This window comes from Bacteroidales bacterium (assembly GCA_016709865.1).
Classification (GTDB): Bacteria; Bacteroidota; Bacteroidia; order Bacteroidales; family VadinHA17; genus LD21.
This window is the reverse complement of the sequence record JADJLX010000005.1, coordinates 1,484,469-1,510,256: the sequence shown is the minus strand read 5'-3', so window position 1 is coordinate 1,510,256 and position 25,788 is coordinate 1,484,469. Positions and strand designations below refer to the sequence as shown.

At 38.7% G+C, this 25,788-nt stretch carries 16 protein-coding genes and 1 tRNA gene; 4 read left to right on the top strand and 13 right to left on the bottom strand.

Annotation, left to right across the window (positions count from 1 at the left end; translation table 11 throughout):
* Position 1: 1 nt before the first annotated feature.
* Both IPJ16_14780 and IPJ16_14775 read right to left on the bottom strand, forming a co-directional pair.
* A complete protein-coding gene (locus IPJ16_14780) occupies positions 2-1,498 on the bottom strand; it encodes an LptF/LptG family permease (GenBank protein ID MBK7628439.1) in 1,497 nt (498 codons plus the stop codon).
* 278 nt (positions 1,499-1,776) lie between these two features.
* Positions 1,777-2,157 (bottom strand): SRPBCC domain-containing protein, encoded by a 381-nt coding sequence (locus tag IPJ16_14775; GenBank protein ID MBK7628438.1) that lies wholly within the window; start codon positions 2,155-2,157, stop codon positions 1,777-1,779.
* A gap of 120 nt (positions 2,158-2,277) precedes the next feature.
* Between IPJ16_14775 and IPJ16_14770 the strand changes: the two genes are divergently transcribed.
* A tRNA-Met gene (locus tag IPJ16_14770) sits at positions 2,278-2,351 on the top strand.
* A 128-nt stretch (positions 2,352-2,479) separates the two neighbouring features.
* Here IPJ16_14770 and IPJ16_14765 read toward each other — a convergent pair.
* The 3 genes from IPJ16_14765 to IPJ16_14755 all read right to left on the bottom strand — a co-directional run bounded on the left by IPJ16_14765 (position 2,480) and on the right by IPJ16_14755 (position 6,536).
* Complete coding sequence (locus tag IPJ16_14765) at positions 2,480-2,890, bottom strand: FMN-binding protein (GenBank protein ID MBK7628437.1); 411 nt, start codon at positions 2,888-2,890, stop codon at positions 2,480-2,482.
* Between the two features lie 76 nt (positions 2,891-2,966).
* Positions 2,967-4,154, bottom strand: coding sequence for a hypothetical protein (locus tag IPJ16_14760; protein MBK7628436.1), 1,188 nt, complete (start codon positions 4,152-4,154; stop codon positions 2,967-2,969).
* A 291-nt stretch (positions 4,155-4,445) separates the two neighbouring features.
* Positions 4,446-6,536, bottom strand: coding sequence for a tetratricopeptide repeat protein (locus tag IPJ16_14755; protein MBK7628435.1), 2,091 nt, complete (start codon positions 6,534-6,536; stop codon positions 4,446-4,448).
* A 295-nt stretch (positions 6,537-6,831) separates the two neighbouring features.
* On the opposite strand from IPJ16_14755, the gene IPJ16_14750 reads away from it, so the two are divergent.
* Entirely contained in the window at positions 6,832-12,843 is a 6,012-nt protein-coding gene (locus IPJ16_14750; GenBank protein ID MBK7628434.1) for a T9SS type A sorting domain-containing protein, read from the top strand.
* Positions 12,844-12,867: 24 nt separating this feature from the next.
* Here the strand turns inward: IPJ16_14750 and IPJ16_14745 are convergent, their stop codons facing one another.
* The 7 genes from IPJ16_14745 to IPJ16_14715 form a co-directional block, all read right to left on the bottom strand.
* Complete coding sequence (locus IPJ16_14745) at positions 12,868-14,871, bottom strand: peptidase M6 (protein MBK7628433.1); 2,004 nt, start codon at positions 14,869-14,871, stop codon at positions 12,868-12,870.
* Between the two features lie 4 nt (positions 14,872-14,875).
* Entirely contained in the window at positions 14,876-15,553 is a 678-nt protein-coding gene (locus IPJ16_14740) for a hypothetical protein (protein MBK7628432.1), read from the bottom strand.
* A gap of 23 nt (positions 15,554-15,576) precedes the next feature.
* Complete coding sequence (locus IPJ16_14735; protein MBK7628431.1) at positions 15,577-16,395, bottom strand: hypothetical protein; 819 nt, start codon at positions 16,393-16,395, stop codon at positions 15,577-15,579.
* Between the two features lie 122 nt (positions 16,396-16,517).
* Positions 16,518-18,242 carry a hypothetical protein gene (locus IPJ16_14730; GenBank protein MBK7628430.1) on the bottom strand — a complete coding sequence of 575 codons (1,725 nt, stop codon included), beginning with the start codon at positions 18,240-18,242 and terminating at the stop codon, positions 16,518-16,520.
* Between the two features lie 5 nt (positions 18,243-18,247).
* Positions 18,248-19,366, bottom strand: a complete 1,119-nt coding sequence (locus IPJ16_14725) for a DUF4249 domain-containing protein (GenBank protein MBK7628429.1) — start codon at positions 19,364-19,366, stop codon at positions 18,248-18,250.
* Between the two features lie 3 nt (positions 19,367-19,369).
* The gene (locus tag IPJ16_14720) at positions 19,370-22,102 is read right to left on the bottom strand and encodes a TonB-dependent receptor (protein ID MBK7628428.1); all 2,733 of its coding nucleotides are present in this window, start codon (positions 22,100-22,102) and stop codon (positions 19,370-19,372) included.
* 48 nt (positions 22,103-22,150) lie between these two features.
* The gene (locus IPJ16_14715; protein ID MBK7628427.1) at positions 22,151-22,897 is read right to left on the bottom strand and encodes a hypothetical protein; all 747 of its coding nucleotides are present in this window, start codon (positions 22,895-22,897) and stop codon (positions 22,151-22,153) included.
* A gap of 188 nt (positions 22,898-23,085) precedes the next feature.
* Between IPJ16_14715 and IPJ16_14710 the strand changes: the two genes are divergently transcribed.
* The gene (locus IPJ16_14710; GenBank protein MBK7628426.1) at positions 23,086-23,283 is read left to right on the top strand and encodes a hypothetical protein; all 198 of its coding nucleotides are present in this window, start codon (positions 23,086-23,088) and stop codon (positions 23,281-23,283) included.
* On the opposite strand, the gene IPJ16_14705 is transcribed toward IPJ16_14710, so the two are convergent.
* The gene (locus IPJ16_14705) at positions 23,280-24,089 is read right to left on the bottom strand and encodes a glycosyltransferase family 2 protein (protein ID MBK7628425.1); all 810 of its coding nucleotides are present in this window, start codon (positions 24,087-24,089) and stop codon (positions 23,280-23,282) included. The genes IPJ16_14710 and IPJ16_14705 overlap by 4 nt on opposite strands.
* 157 nt (positions 24,090-24,246) lie before the next feature.
* Here IPJ16_14705 and IPJ16_14700 point away from each other — a divergent pair, with 157 nt between their 5' ends.
* Positions 24,247-25,761, top strand: coding sequence for a hypothetical protein (locus IPJ16_14700; GenBank protein MBK7628424.1), 1,515 nt, complete (start codon positions 24,247-24,249; stop codon positions 25,759-25,761).
* Positions 25,762-25,788: the final 27 nt, after the last annotated feature.

The window sequence follows — 25,788 nt, the reverse complement described above, 5'->3', positions numbered from 1 at the left end:
ATTAACTTGATGCAGGTTTTTTTCCTGTACCGTTCATAAAAAACCGAAATAAATAATCCCTTATCTTCCTGAAGAACATAAGATAAGTGTCAATGTTCATGATTACCGAGTCTGTTGTTGCTTTATATGTGAGAAAGATCCCGATTGGCAGCAGAATATATGAAGCTGCCCACATGCCTGCGAATGTTCCAACTACATTTTCTTCAACAAGCTTCTGACCGGAAATTGATATGACATAATATATGACAAAGAAGAAGATAGAGATGACTGCGGGTGTACCAAGGCCTCCTTTACGTATTATTGCTCCAAGAGGAGCGCCAATAAAGAAGAAAACCAGGCAGGCGAATGACATTGTCAGTTTTTTATTCCATTCCACCTCATAACGCTTGATAGCTTTTACCTCATAATGAAGTGATTCATTTTTTACAGTAAGAAAGCTGTTGGCATCTTTGAGCTTTTCTATAGCTGAAGTAAGTGCAGTTCTTTTGTCAAAAACTGTCAGGGAATCGAAAATAGCCCTGGCATCGAATGTTTTAAGTCTTCTCAGAGTATCGGAAGGATTGGGTGTGTCTGAAAAATCTGTTACATAATTTTTTTCGAAATAGAGCTTTGTTTCATTAAATTCAGAGAACTGAAAGTTAACTTTTTCAGTATATTTTTTATTCATCGAGTCAATACAAAATGTCAGTTCTGCAATATTTTTCATTGCAGCATTTGACTTGAAAAGGCCCTCTTCGCTTCGTTCAAGATCGAAGCCGGTAAGCGGGATTACGATAGATTGTTCTATGAATTGATCTTTTCTGGATGGATACCTTCTGTAAGTGACCCCAGCTTTTTTTTCAGGCATCTCGTTATAGGCATGACCGGAATAAATGGTCATAATCAGTCCTGTTTCATCAGGAGTTAATTTCATATAACCAGAGTCAGCGAGTATTACTGAGGCATTTCCTCTGCGGTCGCGATGGTCGTATATTATAAGGTCCTCCAGACGGTTTGTTTCAGGATCTTTTTTTGTAATCTTAATGCTGAAATCAGGCACTCCGTTATAGAAAGTTCCGGCCTGAATATTTATGTCAGGTTTTTTTCTTCTGATATCCCACAACAGGGTACGCGCTTTTTCAGTGGAATAGGGCAGGACGTTATTAGAAAAGAAGAAGGAGACTACTGCCAGGATTGCAAGAAGAACGATCAGTGGCCTCATTATTCTCTGAAGAGGTATTCCTGAAGCTTTGAGTGCAGAAAGCTCGCTGAATTCCCCCATATTACCGAAAGTCATAAGCGATGCGAGGAGTATTGCCAGCGGCAGTGCCATTGGAACGAAGGTCATGGCAAAATGGTAAAGGAGTTCGGCAAGGACCTTGAATTCAAGACCTTTACCTGCCAGTTCGTCGACATACATCCAGAGGAACTGCAAAAGGAGTATGATAAGCACAATGAAAAATGTAAAAACCAGCGGGCCTATAAATGATTTTAATACAAAGCTGTCAACCTTTTTCACTGACTGATTTCATTTGAAGTGCAAAAATACTTGAATTTTATCAAATATTGTGTCTGGGAACAATTCATTTTTACTAATGTGGAAGAAGGGCGCAATGGCGTAAAGGCGTAAGGGCGCAATAGCACAATGCTGTAATGATTAAACGGAAAAATTGATGTATTATGTATAATTGATGATAGATGATTTAGAAAAAATATTTATTTTCTTCTCCCTTTCTCCCCCTCTCCCTTTCTCCTTTCTCCTTTTCCAGGCCTTTAAGCCTTTACGCCGTTACTCCTTTATATCCCCAAAAGCCTCTTCAGGTCCTGGATCTGATTATCCCAGAGATAAATGGCATCTTCTTTTTCGTCTGCTTCAGCGAAATCAGTTATGATAAGTGCGAGATCGCCTGTAAGTTCGTCCATATTTATCCTGAACTCGAAATAGTTTTCATCTTCATTATCCATCTCCGGCCACTCAAATCTCACCAGTTTGTTCTCCTTCATTGCCGACAACCTTGCTTTTGTTTCGGTATTGTTCCAGAAAAATGAGAAGAGATCACCTTCCACGTTTACCTTCTCTGCAAACCATTCGCCCAGACCCTCAGGTGTACTTAGACGCGAGAAGAGAACTTTCGCCGAACAGTTAAGTGTATATTCCAATTCGAACTTCAACCTCATGATAAATTTTTATTCCTTAGCCAACTTTTTCTGCAATATAGAAAAAAAACTGAAACTAAACTACCTTATTGTTAAATTGTAAACAACTTGTTATATTTGCACCCGCAAAAAGATCATGATGGCGAGATAGCTCAGTTGGTTAGAGCGCATGATTCATAATCATGAGGTCCCGAGTTCAATTCTCGGTCTCGCTACAAAGAAAATTAACCACTTACATAATTAAATATGTAGGTGGTTTTTGTTTTGTACCAGGTTTGGTGCCTGATATGGCAAATTGCAATGGCCCCTCTATCTCCTGAAAGCAGTGAGGAAGAGGTAATAGTTATTTTTTCAGATAATCTATTATCAGATTAACGTCATTGACAAGCGACTGTGCAGAAAAAGTTGCTCCTGAAAGAGCATCGATATTCTTCCGGTACTCGAACCGTGTATCAGGTTTACTATAGAACTGTTTAAGCCATCCTTTATTGGATATTTCATAACCGTACTCAGACCGGTATTTAAGAATTTTAATATCAATGATCTCATAATCAGGATTTATTATAATCATGTAATCGAAGCTCTCGAACCTGCCTTTTGCAGATGAAAGAACCATAGAGGCATTGTTTCTCTCCTCTGACGACCTGAAACTGTAATATTCTTTCCCTGAATCGGTGTGGAGAAACTTTAGTTCACCATATCCAAGGATTGCTGAAATGTTTTTATCAACTGCTTTTTTGTACTCTTCTCTCATTGGGGAAGGTCCTGAAAAGATCAGTAAGAGTGAAATTAATGCAAATACCATACGATAAGCCCTTTCTGTTATTTATTTAAAACCACACGCCAACTCCTGCATTGAAAACTTTTCTAGACTGTGAATTATCCCCTGGCTGAGCAATTTGATAATCGGCCTTTAATACTGCCCCTTCTGCCAGCTTGAAACCGATACCGAATATATATTCGTTTACATTGTACTTTGCCTCTTTTGTTATACCAGGATCAACTTTGAAATGGGTATCATAGGATTCAAACCTGAAAAATGCAGTAAGGCTGTACTGTGAATTTGTGCCATAGAGCATGTTATAGGCGATCTCGCTATACATTCCCCTAACAGCCTTCGGTGCATTTTTATCAGTTAATCCGTTGTATTGCAGTGTATTTGAGAGTGATGACATTACAAATTCGCCACGCAATGAAAGAGCCCCTATGCTGTATCTGGCATCAAGGGCACCCATTGTAATACCAACAACAGATGAATCAGCCTTCGATACCATTTCCGGATTGGTAAGGTCGAGATTTTTAAAGAGACCAGATTCAGTTTTGCCATAATAGCATGATAATCCGATTTTTAATCCTCTTATTCCAAAATAATCTATCCTGCCAGAAAAATCCGGGGAGGTCATGACGGCTTTAGCCCCTTTCTGACGTGCATCTCTTAGGAATTTTTCACCTGTAATTAGTCCTTTCGTGCCATCATGCCCAAGGAAACCATTCATCATGTATAACTGGTATTTAAGTCCCGGTTCCTGGAATCTTCCGGTAATTCCAAAACCAATTTCCCTCCATGTGGTTGGAATTATAAGATTATCGACCGAAGGCCGGTTTACACCGTTAAAAGTTGTTGGTTCGTGATATTCATTTATTATACCCATCGGAACCAGAAGGAGACCGGCCCTGAGTGTTAGATAATCATTGAATGAATGATTAACAAACGCCTGCTCAACGTACAATTCCTTTACATGTTCATATTCTATTTCGGTGAAAAATGAGGTTTTGCCGGAAAAATTGTAACCCATACTAAGAATAAGCCGCGATACATCGAGAGTTGAATTGATGGTTTTGTCCTTTGAGAACGGTTTTGCGAAATCAATCTGGCCATATCCTCCGAAAACTAGCTTGTCTTCTGTTTTTGTCAGAATATCAGCAGACAGATTTTTCGGTTCATTTGTTTCCTGTCCATTTATCTCTGATGCCAGTGTTGAGAGAATGAGCAATACAAGGAATATGTTTCTTTTCATTTTTTTTTATGCAAAGTTAGGAAAGAATGTTATTTAGAAGCATTCTAAATAATGATATATGCAATGTTTATTTTTTTCGAACACTGCCAGGTTTCTACCGGTTACAATGGGGCAACATAACCTGATATTACAGGTTTTAGTTTAGAACCTGGGTAGATACCTGTGATGCTTGTATGTTAAATTACTTTGGATCAATGTAATGTGAAAGTTGGGAGGTCGAAAATACATGTTTTACTTTCCGGTATCCAATCAGGTTATAAACTGAAAAAAATCGTAATTTTGAGTTAATCACTAAACCTCTGATCCGCCTGCCCCAAATTTGAATTTAATTCCTATTACCAGGATATCATCTATCTGTTCAATATTCGATTTCCACTCCTCAAATGCATTTTCAAGAACTTCTTTTTGCTCATTCATAGAGAGATGGCAATTGTTTATCAGGAGATCTTTAAATTTCTTTGTCTTGAATGTTTTTCTGTCAGGGCCCCCTAGCTGATCTACAAATCCGTCGCTAAATAAATAGACGATATCATCCTTTTTTATTTCTATCTCTTTATTTGTAAATGAGTTGTCCGCTTCATCATGGATCCCCAATGGCATTTTATCACCTGCGAATTCGGTAATCTGCTTATCTCTTAGCAGATATAAAGGACGACGTGCTCCTGAAAACTGGATTATATTGGTTTCTAAATCCAGAATGAAAAGGGCCATTTCCATTCCGTCTCTGGCACTGGTGTAGGTCTGAGTCTGATGCAGGGTTCTTATTACGTGATCCTTGAGCTTGATTAATACTTCATTTGCATTAATTGTAATAGCGCTATGCACTAATTCATTAAGAAACGTAAGACCAAGGATACTCATAAAAGCTCCGGGTACTCCATGTCCGGTACAGTCTGCAGCTGCCACAAAAATTGAATTGTTATTTTGTTTGAACCAGTAAAAATCACCGCTGACAATATCAAGTGGCTTGAATAAAATAAAATATTCGAAAAGGTTTTCCGACAAAATATCTTTGGATGGGAACATAGCTGACTGGATCCTCTCGGCATAGTTAATGCTGTCAGTAAGGTTTTTGTTTATGACCTCTATTTCAGCCTTTTGTTTGGCAAGGAGCTCATTGGTCCTTACTTTCCTCCGGTAGTTTCTGTAAGTTTGTATAGCCACCAGAATGGCTAATATAAAACCGATAATAAAGGTCCTCTGAGTAAATTTCTGTTTCTTGATTTTTACATCCTGCAGGCTTATCAGTGTCTCCTTTTTGTCGAGTTCATAATTTAGTTCCAGAAATTGAATCTTGTTGTTATTGGCTGTAATGTATAAAGTGTCCTTGATGTTTGTAAGCAGTGTCTGATATTTAAATGCATTGCTATAATCTGACATTTTCGAATATGAAACTGAGAGCCCTTCATATGCTTGTTTTAATTCCTTCTTTGCTCCGATTTCTTCTGCTGTCTCACTGGCTTCTTTGTAGGTTTTTATGGCCGATTTAATATCTTTTGCTATAGAATATGTTTCTGCCAGTCCGAGAAGCGTTTGTGCCATCTCAAGCTTTGCATCTGATTGTTTTGCAATCTCATACCCTTCTTTCTGAACCTCGATCGCCTTTTTAAAGTCGCCGCTTTTCATATAAACCTTTCCAATGTTGGTAAGGGTATAAGGAACATTTCCGGAATTCGATTTTCTGAAGGCGCTGAGCGATTTTTCATAATAGAAGAGAGCAGTGTCATATGATTCCCTGTAGAAATATACTTCACCGATATTTACACTTGCAGTACCTATTGCATCATTATTTTCAATTTTTTCACTCAGGGGCAAAGCTGAGAGATTATACTTGAGTGAGAGGTCATGGGTTTTAGGATTATTAAGGTAGATAACTCCTATATTGATCATTGATGTTGCTATCCGGAGAGTGTTTTTAGATTCTTCTGCCGCTTTTAGTGATCTCAGATGATAATCCAGGGCTTTTACATCATCACCCTGATTTGCATAAAGGGCGCCAAGGTTACTAAGGATATTCGAAACGCCAATTTTATCGTTTATGGCTTCGAAGCTGTTTAAGGCTTGCTGCCAGTAATTAATTGTTTCACTGTAGTTACCGAGAAAATAATAACCCATTCCAATATACTTGTTGGCATTTGCTGAGCCTTTACCAAAACCGAGACTTTCAGAGAGCTTTAATGCTTCTGTACCGTAGAAAATAGCACTGTCTGGTGACGATCTGGATTCATTTTTGCATATGGAAATCAAAATATTAACCTTTAATGTATCTTCCCCGGAGGTTTTAAGTACCTGCTTTAAACTATCCGTTACTGTGATCTGTATGCCACTTACCTGATGAGTAGTAAGAATTATAGAAAATAAGATGAGTAATGCTTTCTTCATTAAAGAGTCATTAAAGATGTATTTATTCTTTATTTCATAAACAACATAAAACTATTCAAATTGTTTATTTACAGTTAATAACGACTCCTAATTTAAAATTTATTTTTAAATTTACATTGTCTATATAAACATTATAGCTTATTTTTTGTTTAGAAACATAAGCAGGTCCATTTGTATAGATTAGTTAACGGGAAGAAGTAAACGTGTTAGGGTGGAATGAACCTGTAACTTTCAAGAAATAAGCTTTTTAGATCGTATTCTTCTGTTTTCGTTTTGTTAACTAAAATTTGCCGACGTGAAAAGATCAAGTCTTTCCAACCTAAGTTACTTAAAGGTAATTTTAAATCTGTTATTATTAAGTTTCTTTTTTCCTCTTACCTCTTTTAGTCAGAAGAGGGATATTAATATCGTTGTTAACTGTGTCGAGTATATCGGAAATGGAACATATAAAGCCAATTTCGGATATGATAATCCAAACACCCAGGTTGTTACTGTGGATCAGCCCAACAGCGTCGTTCTATACAATAACGGGCAAACAAAGAAATATGCGATAACCTCGTTCCTGACAGGGGTGCAGAATAAGGTTTTCAGCCAGGAGTTCACATCTAAGGACAAGGTTCAGTGGACTGTAACTCTGCCTAATGGAGTTGTAAAGGTTGTGACGGCAGATATAAATTCCAACCATTGCAGTGATGTTAGCGACATAATACCTTATTATGCTCCGCCACCGGGTGGGAAGGTTAGTAATAAATCACTTATTGGTGCAGAGCTGACTTCGCTGTATAATACATACAAGAGTTTATATCCTAATTTCAATGCCCAGTCTGATAATATATTCCAGCTCAGAGTAAAGAACGGAGTATATCAGGTATTTATAGAGGCAGTATCTGTAGGTACGACAGGTAGTTTACTTACAATCCTCAACGGATGGGGGTTTGAAAAGGTTTTAGAAAATGCTGCTTTAAAGCAGTTAACAGGATGGATGCCAATATCCAGACTGCTGGATATGAACACACTGACTTCCACTCTTAATTACGCCAGACCAGTCTATCCGGGTGTCGGTAATTATTTTGTGAAGCAGACCGGACTAACCCAAAGTCAGGGTGATAAAGCACTGCGCTCTGATTTTACACGTTTGGGTTATGGTATTGATGGAACAGGTGTGAAGATAGGTGTAATTTCAAATAGTTATAATACAAAAGGCGGTGCAGCAGCTGATGTAAGTAATGGAGACCTTCCCGGAACTGCTAATCCGAATGGGTATACAAAGAATGTTGATGTACTTAAAGATATTGACGCGGCATCAGGAATAGTAATGTCCGACGAAGGCCGTGCCATGCTTCAGATTGTTCACGATATAGCTCCCGGCGCAGAACTGGCTTTTTATACCGGATCTATGGGTGAGCTGGATATGGCAAACGGAATCAGGGATCTTGCCGATCCCGCCAAAGGAAAATGTAATATAATTGTTGATGATATCAGCTATATAACTGAACCTTTTTTCCGTGACGGAGTTGTTGCCAGTGCTGTTGATGATGTGGTACGACAGGGAGTTTCCTTTTTCACATCTGCAGGTAATTTCGGAAACTGGTCATTTGAAGATTTATATTTAGCCGGTCCGGGGACTCCCCGTACTATAGCCGGGACTGCCCATGATTTCGGTGGTAGCGATATCTATCAGCTTGTGAATCTTGGAGAAGGCACTTATACAATAGTGTTGCAATGGGACGATGGTTCGGACCCAACCCAGTCTACAACTAAAACTGACATGGACCTTTATCTGTCGAGTGGTAACGGATCGACAGTTCTTGGATTTAACCGGGTTAATACCGGTGGAGCCCCAATAGAAGTTATACCATTCTCTGTAAAGGCAGGAGGAGCTACTACAAATATTCTTATTTCTAAAGTCTCCGGTACTATGCCTTCGGTTCGTTTTAAATATATATTATTCAGGGGTGGAGATAAATTTGAAATTGCCGAGGCTGCACAAAAGAAGGGCACTTCTACTATTGTTGGTCATGCAAATGCTGCAGGAGCTATCGCTGTTGGAGCTGTAAGGTTCGACCGTACACCACAGTATAACGGTGCAATTCAGGTTATGTCTTTTTCCTCTCAGGGAGGGACTCCGGTAAATGGTGTTGTAAGGCCAGACAAGCCTGCTTTCTTAGCTCCAAACGGGGTGAACACAACTGTTAATCTTTTAACAGGAAACGGTGACTGGCAGAAAGATGATGACGGGGATAAGATTGTCGATTCAGATAATCCTGATCCGGATACAGACATGCCAAATTTCTTTGGTACATCAGCCTCTGCTCCTCATGCAGCAGCTGTTGCTGCCCTTATCATTAATGCCAAAATAAAATTCGGTGGCAGAAATGCTCTGGGAACAGGTACTGCTCCATCTCCTGCAGAGATCCTGAACATATTGAAAGCCTCCGCTATTCCGGTGGATCTGCCAGCTAATATTGCCGGTGCAGGATTTATTCAGGCCAATAAGGCAATAGGGCTCTTTGCTAATCCAAAGCCTTATATTTCAAACCTCGTTTTGGCAGGTACCGGTACTCCCGGCGATCCTTTTACCTCATTTACAGCTCTCGGAGATTTCTTCATTCCAAAAACCGGAATTGATTCAGATCCGGTATATACAACCAGGATAGTCTTCAGGACTGATACACTTCCATCAGCAAATGTTACAGCGACAAATGAAAGTACAATATTTGTAACCAATACATTTCTGGGAAATCCGGTTATTATGGCTTATACACCTCCAAAGTCACCCAGCCGTCTCGACGGAGGATTGTCGAATCCAAAGAAACCTTCTGATCAGGAATTAATAACAGTTACTGTATCTTCAGTTGATGTGCATAAAAAATATGGTGCTGTTATGCCGGACTATACATCTACATACCTTATTCAAACAGCGAGTGGTAATTATTCTTCTCTTACCGATGCTGTTTCTGCAGGAAAAATGCTTTCAGAAGAAGCTGAAAGGCTGAACCATCTCGATTATAGTGTAACCACCGAAGGTAAAGTGGTTGATTCAGGAACCGGTGTGGGATCGTACTCTATTTTGCCCGCTTTAAGCCCTTCACTGAACATGGAGAATGAACTTGACCTTTCTATTACTGAAAAATATAAGCTTGTATTTGTTGATGCGGGACACCTTATAATCGATAAACTACCGCTTAAGATTACTCCGAAAGACACAACAGTAGTTTATGGAAGTATATTACCTGATGCTAAACTGGATTTCAAATACGAAATTGTTCAGGATACCGAACAACCCTTAGTAATTGATAACATCAGCTCAATACTTGATTCAGTAAGGACCGCTCATACCAATGCATTAACCAACGGTATTTCCCTGGTAAACGGGATCTCACTCGTAAACGGAGTACCTCTGATTAATGGAATATCGCTGGTTAATGGTATCTCACTTGTAAATGGTATTTCACTGGTTAATGGAATAGAAGTAAGAGTTGAGGTAACAGGCAATGAGACAACTGTTTATGTGGCCGGAGAACCAGTAGGGAATGGAATTTCACTTGTTAACGGTATTTCGCTTGTGAACGGACTTCCTTTTGTCAATATGACCGATATCGTTAATGGTGATGCACTTGTAAATGATGGGAATATTTTAACAATCAGCAACGGTTATATAACTGCTCTTAACGGCATATCACTTGTTAACCAGGCAAATCCAAACGGAATTTCGCTGGTAAACGGAATCTCACTGGTAAATGGGATCTCATTGGTAAATGGAATTGAAGTTAATATCTCAGGCACAACCGTATCAGTAGGTGGTAATGTTATCGGAAACGGGATTTCACTGGTGAACGGCGCCGAATTGCTGAACGTCAACGGTTTAGTTATGGTAAACAGTGAGCATATAACTAATGGAATCTCACTTGTTAATGGAATTTCAATTCATGTTGATAACGGTATCCCCAATGTAAACGGGATATCCCTGGTAAATGGAATCCCATTTGACTCAGATGACATTGTTAAGACAGGTAACCTGATAGTCGAATTTAAAGATGGAAATTTCAGGGTATCTGAGATATCTGAGAACGGAATATCTCTTGTGAATGGTATTTCTCTTGTAAATGGCATCTCACTTGTTAACGGAATATCACTTGTAAACGGAATCTCGCTTGTTAACGGAATCTCACTTGTAAATGGTATTGCTGTTGAAGGAACAGATGGTCAGATCTCGAATGTTGTTGATCTTAATGGAATGAATTTCCTGGCAAGTGAAAATGCTATCGGAAATCTGCCAAAAGTTAATGGTATTTCACTTGTGAATGGCCTGGATGGCGTTGACGGGAATTCTCTAAAAGCAGCGTCCGACCCCGCTCAGACAGATTTTATTTCTGAGACAAATGGTATCTCACTCGTTAATGGAATATCTCTTGTTAACGGGACTGCATCTGTGAATGGAATTTCGCTTGTAAATGGAATTTCGCTGGTTAACTCATCTACTATCAGTGAAACAAGTAACTCCGGTGCTATCTTTGTTTTTGACGCAACAGATATTCCGGCCACTCCTGAGGAACAACTTAATGTTCCGCTTAGTCCGATCTGTTTTATTACGGGTACAACAGCCGGGAAACACTGGATTATCCCGGGTACTTTCCTCTCAGATAATTTTGATGTCACATATGGACTTGGAACACTTACAATCAACAGGGCAGATCTCGAAATTGAGGCATTAGATGGAGGGAAAACCTATAATGCTGCTGAGCCTGAGTTAGATTATAACATTACTGGTCTCCATGGTACTGATACTGAAACCGGATCTTTGATACGGGAACCAGGCGAGGATGCCGGAGTATATAAAATCCTTCAGGGAAGTTTAAATGCCGGTGACAATTATAATATTACCTATACTCCGGCAAATTTCACAATCGGTCAGAAAGCTCTCAATGTCTCTGCTTCCGCTAACGACAAGGAATATGATGGACTAAGGGATGCCGAGGTAATGCTTTCAGATGACAGAGTCGCCGGAGACGGATTTGAATTATCATATTCTAATGCTTCATTTTCAGATAAGAATGCAGGGTTAAATAAGATTGTTACTATTTCAGGAGTCAGTTTAGCCGGAGAAGATGCCGGAAATTACAGACTAAGTTCTGATGTTGTTACGGCTTCTGCTAATATCAGAATTAAAAGTATCAGTGTCACAGCAAAAACCGACACTAAGGTATACGATGGAAATACTTTGTCTGATGAAGTACCCGTGGTTGATGCCTTAATGACCGGTGATGTAATTGTCGTTTTCCCGGTGCAGGCATTTGATAACAGTAATGCAGGAACAGGAAAAACACTGACTCCCGGGGGATTGATTATAAATGACGGGAACAGCGGACTTAACTATAGTATCAATTATATCAATGATTATACTGGTGTAATTACAGCCAAATCACTTAATGTAACGCCTGTTTATCCTGTTCTTTATATCAATGAAGGTGACCCTCTGCCTGTGATTAACTTTAACTACAACGGATCTGTTGCAAATGATATAATTACATGTTCAGTAACTGTGTTACGTGAACAGGATAATCTTCCATACGACATAAACTCATCTGAGTCTGCCGGAAAATATGTAATTAATCCTGTATTATGTAACAGCAATTATACTTTCACAACAATTGCATCTGGTACGTTGTATGTCAATCCATACGGACCCGGAACCCATCCTGTGAAGCCAGTACTGAATTGTATCCAGTTACTGTTTGAAGGGACAGGTTTTAATTATGTTGCAAATTTTGAATACAAAAATGACAATAGCAGCGATGTTTATATACCAAGAGGAGTTAATAATCTGCTTCTGGGAAATTATGCACCGATTGATGCACAGCCGGTATTATTCAAATCAGGAGGTGGTGTTTTTAGTGTAAATTTTGACGGGAACAAGCTATCATGGACTGTTGCAAGCAGGGAAGAAGACCATAATGCTTCAATGGCTGCAAACGCAAATTCAAGTTCAACAAAATGCGGATCACAGCCAAAATCTGCAGCTGCCCTGATTTCCCCTGATGTGATAAAACAGTCGGAAACTCTGCCTGTCGACCTTGTAGCTTATCCTAACCCTGTAACTGACAGAATTACCATATCGATGAAAGGAATTGAAAACTATGATTTGATAAGTGTATTCGACTACTCAGGGAAATCGCAACAGGTTACCCATACTTTAAGGAACCAGGATATGCTTGAAATCGATATGTCAGCTTTATCTTCAGGTACATACTTTATCAAAGTTGTAATCAATTATAACTCCAGAACATTTACAGTTATAAAACGTTAAACATAAAAAAGTACCGGGTCAGTTTTACTTCTTAATAAGTATTGAGGATGAGACTGATATGGAAGGATCGTTTTCTGAATGTGCGGTAAAAATCACTTTTGCCGAACCGGAACATTCTTTTCGGTATGAAATATATACAGGTATTTTTTCTGAATCTCCGGGGATAAGGGATAGGAGGCTATTCAATAATTGAACAGTCCATCCCTTACCTTCAACTGAAACAGACAAACGGTAAATATCAATATTATCTGACTCTTTGTTTTTAGAAGGCTCTCCGGTATTTGATACAACAAATTCAAAGTACTGTAATGGTTTCTTCATTTTGGTTATTGAAGGAGGAAGAACTGATACCCCGCGCTCAGCACCCGATCCGTCGAGAGATCTTACTCCTGTTTTGTAAGATAGTATTCCTGATGCATCCCGTTTAATGTCAATGATATAGAAGTGCAATCTGTTTGGCTCATCAATATATTCAAACTGACTGCCTGAGTTATTGCCAGCATGGAACAATGCATCATTTAGTTGCCTGTAATCTGCTATCGTTCTCATTACAGGTTTTCCATCGGGTCTTACATAATCTACTTTATTAATGTCTTCAGGATGGGCATCAATAACCCAGTTGAAACAGTTAAACTGGTTAGGCCCCCCGTTGCGGCTCTCCTTGTCCTTATTCTTAGCAATGAGTACACCATTGTCGGGACAAAATGAATCATAACCTATTCTCTGAACCGTTTCAAGGGAGTAGGAATCATAGTTCGGGATGCCCGGTGAAAGCGGATTTACAGCGGGGTCATCAGCAGGAGTCCTGTCGTGAGGTTCAGCTCCGTCGAGTCTGACAATTACGCCTGCGTAGGCACCTGCGACAGGTTCCACAGCCCTTGCTGTTACAATTGCAACTACAGATCCTGATTTGGCGAGACTATCTCGGCTTAGTGTCAATACCTGATTCTCAGGGAGAAATCCATTAATCATTCTGTTTCTTAACATGAGTCCTGCCGGCATTCCTGCACCCATTGCGGCGGGAACAACCCAGCGCATATGAGGTCCTCCCGGACCATTGAAAGAGCCTCTGTCCATCATATCCCATGGACCGGAGCCAACTCTCCGGTATGGCTGGATATACGGATTATTGTTATTATCGCCCGTTCGGAATGCAAAATGACCTAGTTCATGTGTTATCGTACCTGAGTTTTCTCCCTGTCGTATCGATGAGAGTCCCCACTGCATCTGGCCTGCTTTCCAAGATGTCCATGGAACATATCTTGTAGGGATCCATCGTGGCTTTGAAGTATCAGGATTACCCCATTCTGCCGGTATATCTTCCTTTGATAAAAATTTCATCTCACCGAATTCCTGCCAGACTCCTGTTTCGTCATACCCTGCATAGATCCGGAGTATTGCATCATATTGTTTTTTAAGATCTCCTGCATCCGCTTTCCACAGTGTATCAACATCGGGCTCCATCCGGCTGGAGGCAACAGTGCCATCTGGCGTTGAATTGTTCTGGCTATATTCGTTGAGGCCGTATTCCCAGTGATTTTTGGGCATGCGATAGGGGCCAAATGCGTCGAGAACTGTAATGCCAAATTTACCTCGCGACTGTTCCATCCAGTAGCCATTGATAGTTTGTCCGTGATTTACTTCTGAAGGTTTGAGCCAGAAATCTGAATAGAATTCTGGCACATCTTCTCTTTTAACCGGATCAATTTGCGGATTTCCGAAAAGGTCAGATTTTTTTGGAAGAGTTATGACGAAAGGCTGATCAGGAAAGTCAACAGCAACCAGGGCCATTTTAAATTTTCTCTCTGGAATAAGTGAAGGATCCGCCCAGTTTTTTCCGGGAATGGGATGATAATCATTCCAGGTCATATCATCCTGGTCCTGAACTATCTGCGGATCTATTGGTTTTGGGTACTCAACCTGTTCATTTACAATTTTTCCTGAGGTAACAGGTTTCCTGGTGCTTTTTTGTGACCAGCAGATCGTGGCAAAAGTAAACAGCAGGCAAAGCGATAGAATTCGTTTCATATTCTTAATATATCAGATGAACCTCATTAACGAGGTCTCTTTTGCAGGTAATTGTATCTATAATTTCCTTACCTCTTCCGTTCCTGAAAAGCACCCATCTTACAATAGTCATTTTATCAGCATATGCCCTTGTTTTAACTGTTGCCTTAACATTTCCTCCGATCCATCTCAGTTCTGAGGATGAGTTTAATCCGTTGTTAATTATTTTATATGGATACAGAGTCCTGCCGTCAATTCCATCGGTTCTCCATGATAAAAAGAGTGTATCGACAGGTGGTGCAATACTTTTTCGGAATATCAGAATTGTTAAATCTGATAGTTTATTTAATGAGAAGGCCAGATATTTCGCATTTCTGTGAAGGTATGGGAGTGCAAGTTCTTCAGTCGTGTAGGAATAATCTGAATCGCCAACAAGACAAAAATTGTAGTGGTATGCATCCTTTATTTTGTTAAGTGAATATGCGAAACTTCCGGAACTGTCGGTGGAAAACTCTCCTGCATCTACTGGAACCAGTTTATTATTGTTCAGTACCAGTCCCTGTACAATTACGTTTCTCCCCGGGATTGGTGACCTGGTGCTTTCATCTGTAACTGTCCCCTTAATCTCCAGTTTCCCGGATGTCTTTACACAGCCTGACAGAAGTATACTCATCACCAGGATTGTGTAAATTTTGTTTTTCATAAGAATCAGAAGATAGTACTGTATCAGATACTTTTTATTTTCCTTGCTGGAATAAAGAAATCTTCTTTTTTCAGGTTGCATTTCTTCGCGATATACTTGCAATAGTCGAGCCGTCCGGCTTTCTGATCGCGGGTATCAGAACCAAATGTAAACTTCAGACCCTGTTCCTTTGCCATGTTAATAAATTTCTCATGAGGCGTCCGTGCCAGATCATTGATCTCTATATTCAGTTTTCTGTTTTTCAGAGCACTGATTATCTGATTCATACGTTCGTCGGTCCATAGTGTATAATAATCACGTGCAATACATACCGGAAGAAATAGCGGCCAACCGAAAGTAGTCAGGGGTTCATTGTTATTAATTACTTCAAGCTTATGGGCCATATATTTATTCATGAACTGTTCCGCGTCATCAATATATGTGTCAAAATTCCAGATTCTGAGAGTTTCATTATACCCGTTTCCTGAAGGGATTGTCTGCGCATCCATTAAGATATAATCGAGTCTGGCTATTACTTCAGGTGAGAAGTTCTTTGACCATCCCGGACTCATAGGCTGCAATCCTATATATACAGGATAAGGGAGCAACATATCAATAAAATTTTTAAGACTGGCATCATCATTAACTCCGTATCCGGGATTAACGACAATACCAAATTGGACTCCTGTTTTCTTACTGATTTCCAATACATTACTTATTGTAAATGTGTTGGTAAGGTGAACATGGAGGTCAACAAGCGGGAAATCATATTCAATTGATTTGCCCATACTACACGACAGCGGTGATACTGCCAGAAGACTTCCTGCAATACCTGCATTTCTGATAAATGTCCTGCGTTTCATTGTTTTGAGTTAAATTGATAATATGTTAATGCTAAAGCATTTTCAATGCATATTAAAATTAAGCAAAAAGAATGATATGCTATTGGCCGACAGAAAATAAAAGAAATCTGTAACAGAAATCTTTACCTGACCCTGAATGATTTATGTATTGAAATCAACTCTCCCGTTCCTGATATGGCCTGGATGGAGATTGTATATGTACCCGGAAGATCTGATGTCCAGAATGAGATTTCCGCATGGCCGTTTTTATCTGTTCTTGCAGATGGATTCCAGTATAAAGTATTTCTGAAGTCCGGTTTTCTGCTCAATCTGGTCTTTTCGTCTGAATAGTCAGGAAGAGAGATGACATTAGGGGTGTCAACAACTCTGTAGGGTAATATTACGGCATATTCTGGCATTGTAATATTACTGAAATTCCCTGCTGCTGTTATAATATTAACAATACCATGTAAAATCAGATCGCCAATCAGATAGGGAGTCTTTACAACTTCAACCTTTTCAACTGTTTCAGGATCGAGGTTCATAAGAACAGCCAGATCATTTATAATAACGCCGTCTATCATTACCAGCGGAGAATCGTCATAATAGACTCCGGTAAGAGGATTTGTTATGCGCATATCATATCCCGATTTTCTCTGCCGTATTATAACTCCTGTTACAAGCTCGTAAAAGACCTCCTGCATCGTAGGCAGCTTGATATAATCATCAAGTATTATCTCCATCTCGGGAATCCCGTAAAATCTTCTCTTTTTCAGGTTGCTTTCATCTTTTACTTCAGGTTCTTTATATGGATTAATGCCATAAATCTTTGCGGTCTGATAATTGAAACTCAATTCTGAGAAAAGATCCAAATCGGAACCAGAGAGAGTCTCGTTAAAGCTTCGCGATGATGGCAGCGACCAGGAAAAGGAAGGTTCAATTTCCAGGATCATGTTATTATCAGTGAACTGGGGCTGCAGTATCAGGTTTCTCTGCTTATCATCAACAGGCAAAATGAATGTAAAGCGACCGTTACTGTCTGTTTCTGCATACCTGAATTCTGCAACTTTTCCCTGGGTCGACATAAAAAGGTAGCCTGAAGAATCACTGACGTTACTTTGCCTGTATCTGACCTTGCCTGATAGAAAATGTCCGTTACTCTCGTAATTATATTTGGATGGATTATTATTTCCGTAAGAGAGTTGTAGCTGCCTCGCCTGAAAATCAGGCAAAAATTCTTTTATATCATGTAAGCTAGTGTTGAGCTCTGCCGGTGCAACAGAAATACTCATTTGATAATCAGATATTTGTTCTCTGTTTCCTGATGAGTTGCCTAACTTTATGATTACCTTTTCACGTCTGCCAAAAATAGTATCTGCTATTAAGGATATCACACTTCCACCGTTGGTTCTCATACTATTCATGATTTGCCCCTGTGCCATTTTCCTTCTGAATTCCTCATTACCAAATGGATTCACTACTTCAATGTCTTGCATGAAACAGTTGTCGGGCAGGTAGTCTTTCATCCGGTTTGTGTATGCCCAGACTGTGTAGGTGCCTGAACTGATTGTATCAGGAAGGGTAAAGTTGCCATCTCCTCTGCCTTCATAGATCCTTATACGTGTCTGACTTACAGGTCTGTTCCACGGATTGAGCAGCTCAACATAAGTTAAAAGGCTAAGTGATGAGAGTGTTCTTTTATTACAGTCGGTTAGATAAATGCTGAACCATATTTCTTCACCTGCAATATATTTATCCCTGTCGATGTGTAAAAAGAGTGCCTCAGTTTGCTGAGCTTCAACAGTGATTGCTGAGTACAGTAAACCAAGAATTAATAAAATCTTTAAGACAGAGGGGATCGTTTTCATAGTTTCTAATGTTCATTCCAGAATGAGGGCCTCACCCTTGTCCCTTTGGTTGTGCAATCTGCGCACTCCCTGTATGTTGTTACAACCCAGAATGGGAGTGTTTCATCTCCATAATCTTCTATTATCCAGTAATTAATATTAAGACCTTCCGGGGGCAGATTTCCATAGACTGTGTCAGTAGCACAATATGAATAAAAATTAGGCCATCCCAGGAACTGATCTTCAATAAACAGTCTTTTCTTTGCTACAGCAGATACGCTGAAATAGCCCAGAACAGACTCTTCCGGATTATTATCGTTTCTGATATTGCTAGGTATGGCAACAGGTGTGATATCGTAGAGGCTACCAATGTTCTGGGAAATGTTTTGCACCTTTTCCCAGAATTCATATTCAGCTTCGTTTAACGAATACTGTTTTACCAGGATGCTGTATCTCTCTTTTAGTTTGTCGGTTTCATCTGTAATAAAAAGAATAGGATATTTTGTTACTCTGGCACGGTTATATATTGAAGTATTCTTTATCAAAACCATGTCTGAATTTTCAGTCACCCAGCAGATCTTGTTTCTGACATCATAAGGAACCTGGTATTCGTAGGTTTCAGTGAAATCCCATTTGAAGAAGAGACACTTACCTGAAGGATCATACGTGTCGAGATAGATCTTACAACCTTCATCCCGGTAAAGACTGTCCGGTGAATATTTTATCAATACCTTTTCATAGTATACACTGGTGATCGGGGGAACAGGTTTCATCTCAATAAAATCGGTTGAATAAGTTGCATTGAGAATCCGGATATTGAGGGAGTATTTTCCGCCAACCTGTCCACGGAACTTTGTAGAGTCGGTGGAGTATATACCCGGTAATGTTTCTTTGAGAGGAGTTACAATTCCATCCTCATTTATTATACTGACTGTTGCCCCTTTTACAGGTTTTCTGACCAGAGGTTGTCCAACCGGCGAAGATTTCGACAATTTGATCCTGTTTACTTCATTCTGGTCGGTTATCATTCCTTCAACAACAAGCTGCTCCTGATTCTGATCATAGTCAGGAAAGAACTGGGTTGTGCAGCCTGCCGCAAGAACAAGGAAAAGAATTATACCCGTGATATTTTGAGATCTCATCATCTATTAAAAATCAAAGTTGAAAGAAACAGAAGGAATAGGCCTTCCAAAAACTGATAAATAGTAACCTTTTATAGTATTGTTTTCTTTTTTGAAAAATGCTGAATAAACATTATTCCTTCCTGTTGCATTGTAAAGTGAAAAAATCCAGTATGGATGTGCTATTCTTTTCGATTTAAGTGTTCCGCTCACCCTGGCCGACAGATCAAGTCTTGAATAATTCGGAAGACGATAAAGATTCCGCTGGGAATAATTTGTTATTTCAATGTTCCCTATTGTATACGAAGAAACAGGGTATGTAACCGGCCTTCCGGAGCTGAAATTGTAATTTGCAGAGAGACTGACGCGTCTCGACTGCATAAAGGTAAAAGTAGCAATAAGACCATGTGGTTTGTCGAAGTTGGCAGGGAACCAGTTTCCCTGATTTATTGACTCCTCACTGAATGATCCTTTACTCCTGAGAAGTACTCTGGAGAATGTGTAACCTATACTCCAGCGGGCCCTCCCTTCAGGTTTTTTAAGAAGGAGCTCAAATCCGTAACTTTTACCATAAACATTTATCAGATCTCTCTCAATATGTTCATTCATAACAAGATCAGTACCTCCCTTGAAATCAACCATATTGTCGATATTCTTGTAATATACTTCTGCAGATGCTTCTATCTTATTGTTATTGAGCATTCTGTAATAACCTGCTGCAATCTGGTCGCCCGATTGAGGCAGGAGGTGGTAATCGCTAAGCTTCCAGGTATCGGTGGGAGAGATGGATGCAGTATTTGAAAGCAGATGAATGTACTGCCTGGTATGATTATAGTTTAGTTTTACAGAATTATTATCGTTCAGTCTGAAGTTCAGGGAAAGTCTGAATTCCGGACCACCATAAGTTTTATAGCTGTCAGCTCTTCCATAAGTTATGGTGTCCTCAACAGAAGATATGTTTCTTGGAAAAGAAGGATTATAAATATATAGAGTCTGTGGCCCGAGAGCAATAAATGAAGAAAACCTGATACCGGCATTAACAGAAAGAAAATCTGTCACAATATATTTATCCTCAAAATATATTGCTGTCTCAATTGCCCTCTGCCTTTCTATTATATTGGGAATCACTGATGAAGAGTCTCCAGTCGGCATAAAGTTGCCCGGCATAACATCATATCTGCTTAGTTCTCCCCCGAAATTGAATTCATTCCTTCCGGGAAACCAGTTGAAATCCGCTTTAATGCCTGTGCTGTTTAACCTGTGACTAAGAACAAAAGACTCCTGCGGTACTCTCAGACTCGAAATATCATATCGGTATAAACTATTATTTACTGACAGGGCAGAGAAGAAACGGCTGCTGAAAAAATGGCGCCACCTCAGCGAGAAAATATTATTCTGATACTCATAAGTAGTATCCGAGTTAAGCATGAAGGAATCGTAACTGTAATATCCGGAAAGATCAACTTTGTTATTTTTGTTAATATCGTAAGCAATTCTGGCATTAAAATCATGAAAGGATGCCCGGCTTTTCCTGAGTGAAGGCTTCTCCATCAGTCCCAGAATCCAGTTTGAATAAGTTGTCCTGGCCGTAATAAGATAGAAAAGAGTATCAGTTATAGCCGGGCCTTCAAGGACGATATGGCTCGTTATCGGACTTATACCTGCATTTCCCATAAACTCTTTTCTGTTGCCTTCTCTTGGTATGATATCAAGTACAGATGAAAGCCGTCCGCCATACCGCGAGGGGATACCACCCTTATAGAGAGTTACATCTTTTATGAGATCGGAATTGATGGCAGAGAAAAAGCCAAAGAAATGAGATGAGTTATATACCGGAGCACCGTACAGCAATATCAGATTCTGGTCAGCCGAACCACCTCTTACATTAAAACCTGCTGAGCCTTCGCCAATAGAATGAACCCCTGGTATAAGTAAGACACTTTTTACGATATCCGACTCACCCATTGATGTTGGCATCAGGCGAAAAGAGCTGATATTGATCTTTTCAACCCCCACCTCAAAACGCTGCAGCTTAATATCCTTATCAGCCCTGATTACAGCTTCTTTTAGCGGGACAAGGATACTTTTCATTTCAAGGTCCATTTCACCCTGTCCATATAGGTTAATATCGATTGTTTTTTCCTTCATCCCGATGAAAGTGAAATGTATGGTATAAGTACCACGCGGGACACTCAATTTATAAAAGCCAAATTCGTTCGACACTGTGCCTGCTGAAAGACTTGGAATATAGACTGTTACACCGGCAACGCTCTCCTTTGTATCCTGGTTTGTGATATATCCTGTTATTGAAATATTTCCGGACAAGTTTTTTTCAGCAGGATTCCCTATGTCGACAAGCATGTTCCCTGAAGAACTCCCCTCGGTTTTATTTCCTGAATAGTCAGCACCGGGAATAAATGAAAGGTTGGTTCCGGACTGGTTTTTTATTGGTTTTACAGCGAAAAATTTTGTTAAGACAATATTCCCTGATTTAGTGACATAGTAATAAATTGATTTATCCCTGAAGAGAGTGTCAAGGACCTCGTTCATCATCCTCTTGTCGCCATAACTGCCAAGAATGAGATCTTTTACCCACTCCTCGTTGTATAGAAATTTAACAGGGTATCTCGATTCGGTTTCATTAACGAAGGTTTCAAATGAATGACCTGCATAATCCCAGTCAATCAGGTACCTCCCCTGTGAATGAACCACAGATGAAAATATCAATAATAAAAATACGATATAAGCTCTGATAATCATATTCTTTTTATTCTTCCCAGCACCCAGCACCCTCCACCCAGCACCTTATTATTTTAACCCGTCATAATACTCTAATACAGTCACAAATGTTTCCGGATCTTTTCTTGAGAGCTTTATTTTACCGGTTTTCATGTAATCCTTTATTTGTTCTTTTTTATCTTCAAGAATTTCCAGAAAGTCACTCCTCCCGTCAAAGGAAACTATTTCATTATTTTTTCTCAGGTACATACTATGTTCCTGATAGAAAAGGTCATACCTTCCGTCAACAGCCAGGGGCTGAAGTTTTTTTATGTATTTGACATATAAGGTTGACGGGCCTTCATAAAGAACATTTACATAGCCTCTAAGAACACCTGCAGTATCAGTACCTGCATTAATAATATGATAGTTTCTGTTTCCGACTATGATATCAAAGCTGTCAACCATTTCCTTGTTAACAATTATTGTTGGGTGTGATACTATGCTCATTATCAATTCATCACCGGCAATATCGTACATCAGATCAAGGTTATCGAATTTCTTGCCATTGAAAACCATGGTACCCTTTACAAATGTATTCGTCAAAAAGAACTGGTCGCCGCTTGCCTTTGTATATTGGTTTCGCCAGATCCTTCCGTTTAGGATCATCTGTCTTTCGGGGGTATTCATTTGGATTTCAGTAGTGTAAGCCTGAGCCATAGTTGTTTCTGTTATAATGGAGCTAAAGCAGAGAAAAAGCAGTACTCCTGACAGATAATTAAGGACAGGCATTAGTCGTTTTAGCAGCCTGTATATAGTCAAAACGGTTTTCACCATTTGAAGTCATAAGTTAAAAGGTGGCATTCAAAGATAATTAAAGAATCCAAAAATCAATTTCTGAAAGGTAGCAGTTAAAGGCGTATCTGAAGATGCTGAATATATTTTGGAATCGACTTGGTTTGAGTTGTTTTTTTTCTGAGATTTGTTAAATATAATACACCGAACAAGCACTAAAACAAAATATTATGTATTTATTTGATTGGCTGGCCAGAATTTCAGCATCTATTGGAGTGCTGATTTTATTTATCGGGGTAATGTCAGTTTTGACAAAATCCAACATTCTTGGATTAAGTAATCTGGTAAACTATTTTCAAGTGGCAAACACATTCTTCATTTTTACAATTGTCTTACTCCTGCATAAAATTTCACATAAAAAGGATTAGTTTAGACTTATACTTTTGGAGATTGCATTCTCATGCATTGCAGAAACTTTAGGATTGAGTTGTGTGTCAGTAAGAAGTTTCCATTTATAGATGCCAGTTTTTGTTAAGGAATATAAAATTGATGTTCGTAATACTCCAATTCCATAACTGATGCTTCTTCTGAAATTTATGCTTGAAGTCATCTGATTATAATTAGTCGGACAGGTAATTTCTGCTACCTGAAAATTGTTATAACAAATCTGTGCAACAAGTTCATTGTCAAAAACAAAGTCATCAGAATTCCTGTTAAAATCAATTCTTTGCAGGACTTCACCCGAAAAGGAACGATATCCGGTATGATATTCAGATAATTTCTGGTTCATCAGTGTGTTCTGAATTAATGTAAGAATTCTGTTGAATATGTATTTATATAAGGGCATACCTCCTTTCCGGGCTCCTTTCCCTAAAATCCGCGAACCAAAAACTACAGGGTAAACACCGTTACCTATTATACTTACCATAGCTTCTATAAGTTTTGGTGTATATTGATAATCGGGGTGAAGCATTACAACAATATCGGCATTAAGCTCCAAAGCCTTATTATAGCACGTTTTTTGATTCCCTCCATATCCTTTGTTTTTCTGATGACGCATGATATGTTTTATACCAAGATTATTGCCAATTTCAATTGTATTATCAATACTGCAGTCATCTACAAGGATAACTTCATCCACAATATTCAAAGGGATTTCCCTGTAGGTTATTTCCAGAGTATTTGATGCATTATAGGCAGGTAATACAACAATAACTTTTTTCCCGTTATACATTTTTTCTTGCTGTTATTTTCTAATCTGATATTTAAAAATATGTTTCATAACATACCTGACAGTGAGTAAACTAAGTTATGAATTTATTTTCAAATTCACTGCAATTAATTAAAAAAATTAGACTAAATTTATTTTATATTCTAAATAATTGCTTTCTATGAAATACCTAATGCTTCTGATAATTCCTCTTATTATTCTCATAAATGTCGGGCATAATAGTAAGACAGAATTCGGGACCGATCCTAATTATATCTATTTATTCAATGGACTGAATGTTGCAGCTCATGGAGGACCAATTGGTCATTATGATAATCCGGGAACTCCTGTTATAATCTATTCGGCTGTTATAATGAGAATAACATACCTGTTTAGAAGTACAGAAGATGACTTTACTTCTGATGTGCTTAAGAATCCAAATTTCTATACATCGGTTATAGTATGGACATTAGTTGTTTTAAACTGCCTTTTGTTATTTATTCTGGGAGTTTTCATCTTAAGGATGACTAATGAGATAATCTATTCACTGTTATTTCAGACAATTCCTTTTTTTTCAAAATTTGTTTTCGTTTGGGTTTTTCAGAATCTTTCTCCTGAACCAGTGCTTCTGGGGTGCATTATTGTTTTTGTTATACTCTTTCTCCTGAAATATTATTTCAATAAGTCGTTTGGAGACTATACTCTTGAATATGCCAAAAACCAGATAATTACTTTAGATAAATTTATTATTCTCATTGCAATTCTTACAGGATTTTGCCTGGCAACCAAAATTAATACAATTCCATTGGTTTTATTACCCTTACTTTTCATTCCGGGATTTAAAAATAAATATGCCTTTCTTACTATTACACTTTCATCATTTATCCTTTTTACCTTACCTATTTTTCGTCATTACCGGATTATGGTCGACTGGTACCTGAATATTATCAGACATACAGATATATACGGTACAGGATCAAAAGGATTTGTGGATTTCAATCTGTTATATGAGCATTTATCACTCACGGCAAAAGATGAACCAGTTATCCTGTTTATAATTATTCTTTCACTTCTGGTTGTATCTCTGCTAGCCATCAGAAGGAAATTTGATGGTAATTTTAAGATTTTGATAAAACTGGTAATTGTTCAATTAGCATATCTATTCATGGTTTTAAAGAATTTTCATCTGCATTATTTCATACCTCTCCTGCCAACACTGGCAGTCAATATCTTCATAATTCTTGAGATGCTTAAAATTTCGAAGGCATTTAAAATACTTTTGATCATTCCTTTTATTGCAGTATGCTTCATCCTCTCTTATAATGATTTTACATATGAGGTCAGTCCGGAATATACTTCGAAAGAAATGCCAGATGGAGTGAACGTGTACTCATACAAAGGTAAATCTATAATTGCTGCAATAAAATTCGGAGAAGATCGTTCCAGAAATGCCAATTCAGAAAAACTTAAAGAAGTATATGGTGACCAGTATTTCTATGATATATATTATAAAACATTTTCTACATGGACCTCTCCTGTAACATTGGATTCTTTATTCAGGATAAGCAATAAAGTCTATTTGCATGCACTTGATGTTTATATGAAGGAATTGCCTCCGCCATTTAAGATTAACATGGTTTCAGAAGGCATCTATCTGATAGATAATTATAAAGTTGACACTCTCAGGACAGAATAGTAAATATTTTATCATTTTTTATTATAA

Bases quoted from the DNA above. Each gene is read 5' to 3' on its own strand.
- IPJ16_14775 (MBK7628438.1), bottom strand. From the start codon at position 2,157: ATGAGGTTGAAGTTCGAATTGGAATATACACTTAACTGTTCGGCGAAA.
- IPJ16_14765 (MBK7628437.1), bottom strand. From the start codon at position 2,890: ATGAGAGAAGAGTACAAAAAAGCAGTTGATAAAAACATTTCAGCAATC.
- IPJ16_14760 (MBK7628436.1), bottom strand. From the start codon at position 4,154: ATGAAAAGAAACATATTCCTTGTATTGCTCATTCTCTCAACACTGGCA.
- IPJ16_14755 (MBK7628435.1), bottom strand. From the start codon at position 6,536: ATGAAGAAAGCATTACTCATCTTATTTTCTATAATTCTTACTACTCAT.
- IPJ16_14745 (MBK7628433.1), bottom strand. From the start codon at position 14,871: ATGAAACGAATTCTATCGCTTTGCCTGCTGTTTACTTTTGCCACGATC.
- IPJ16_14740 (MBK7628432.1), bottom strand. From the start codon at position 15,553: ATGAAAAACAAAATTTACACAATCCTGGTGATGAGTATACTTCTGTCA.
- IPJ16_14735 (MBK7628431.1), bottom strand. From the start codon at position 16,395: ATGAAACGCAGGACATTTATCAGAAATGCAGGTATTGCAGGAAGTCTT.
- IPJ16_14730 (MBK7628430.1), bottom strand. From the start codon at position 18,242: ATGAAAACGATCCCCTCTGTCTTAAAGATTTTATTAATTCTTGGTTTA.
- IPJ16_14725 (MBK7628429.1), bottom strand. From the start codon at position 19,366: ATGATGAGATCTCAAAATATCACGGGTATAATTCTTTTCCTTGTTCTT.
- IPJ16_14720 (MBK7628428.1), bottom strand. From the start codon at position 22,102: ATGATTATCAGAGCTTATATCGTATTTTTATTATTGATATTTTCATCT.
- IPJ16_14715 (MBK7628427.1), bottom strand. From the start codon at position 22,897: ATGGTGAAAACCGTTTTGACTATATACAGGCTGCTAAAACGACTAATG.
- IPJ16_14710 (MBK7628426.1), top strand. From the start codon at position 23,086: ATGTATTTATTTGATTGGCTGGCCAGAATTTCAGCATCTATTGGAGTG.
- IPJ16_14705 (MBK7628425.1), bottom strand. From the start codon at position 24,089: ATGTATAACGGGAAAAAAGTTATTGTTGTATTACCTGCCTATAATGCA.
- IPJ16_14700 (MBK7628424.1), top strand. From the start codon at position 24,247: ATGAAATACCTAATGCTTCTGATAATTCCTCTTATTATTCTCATAAAT.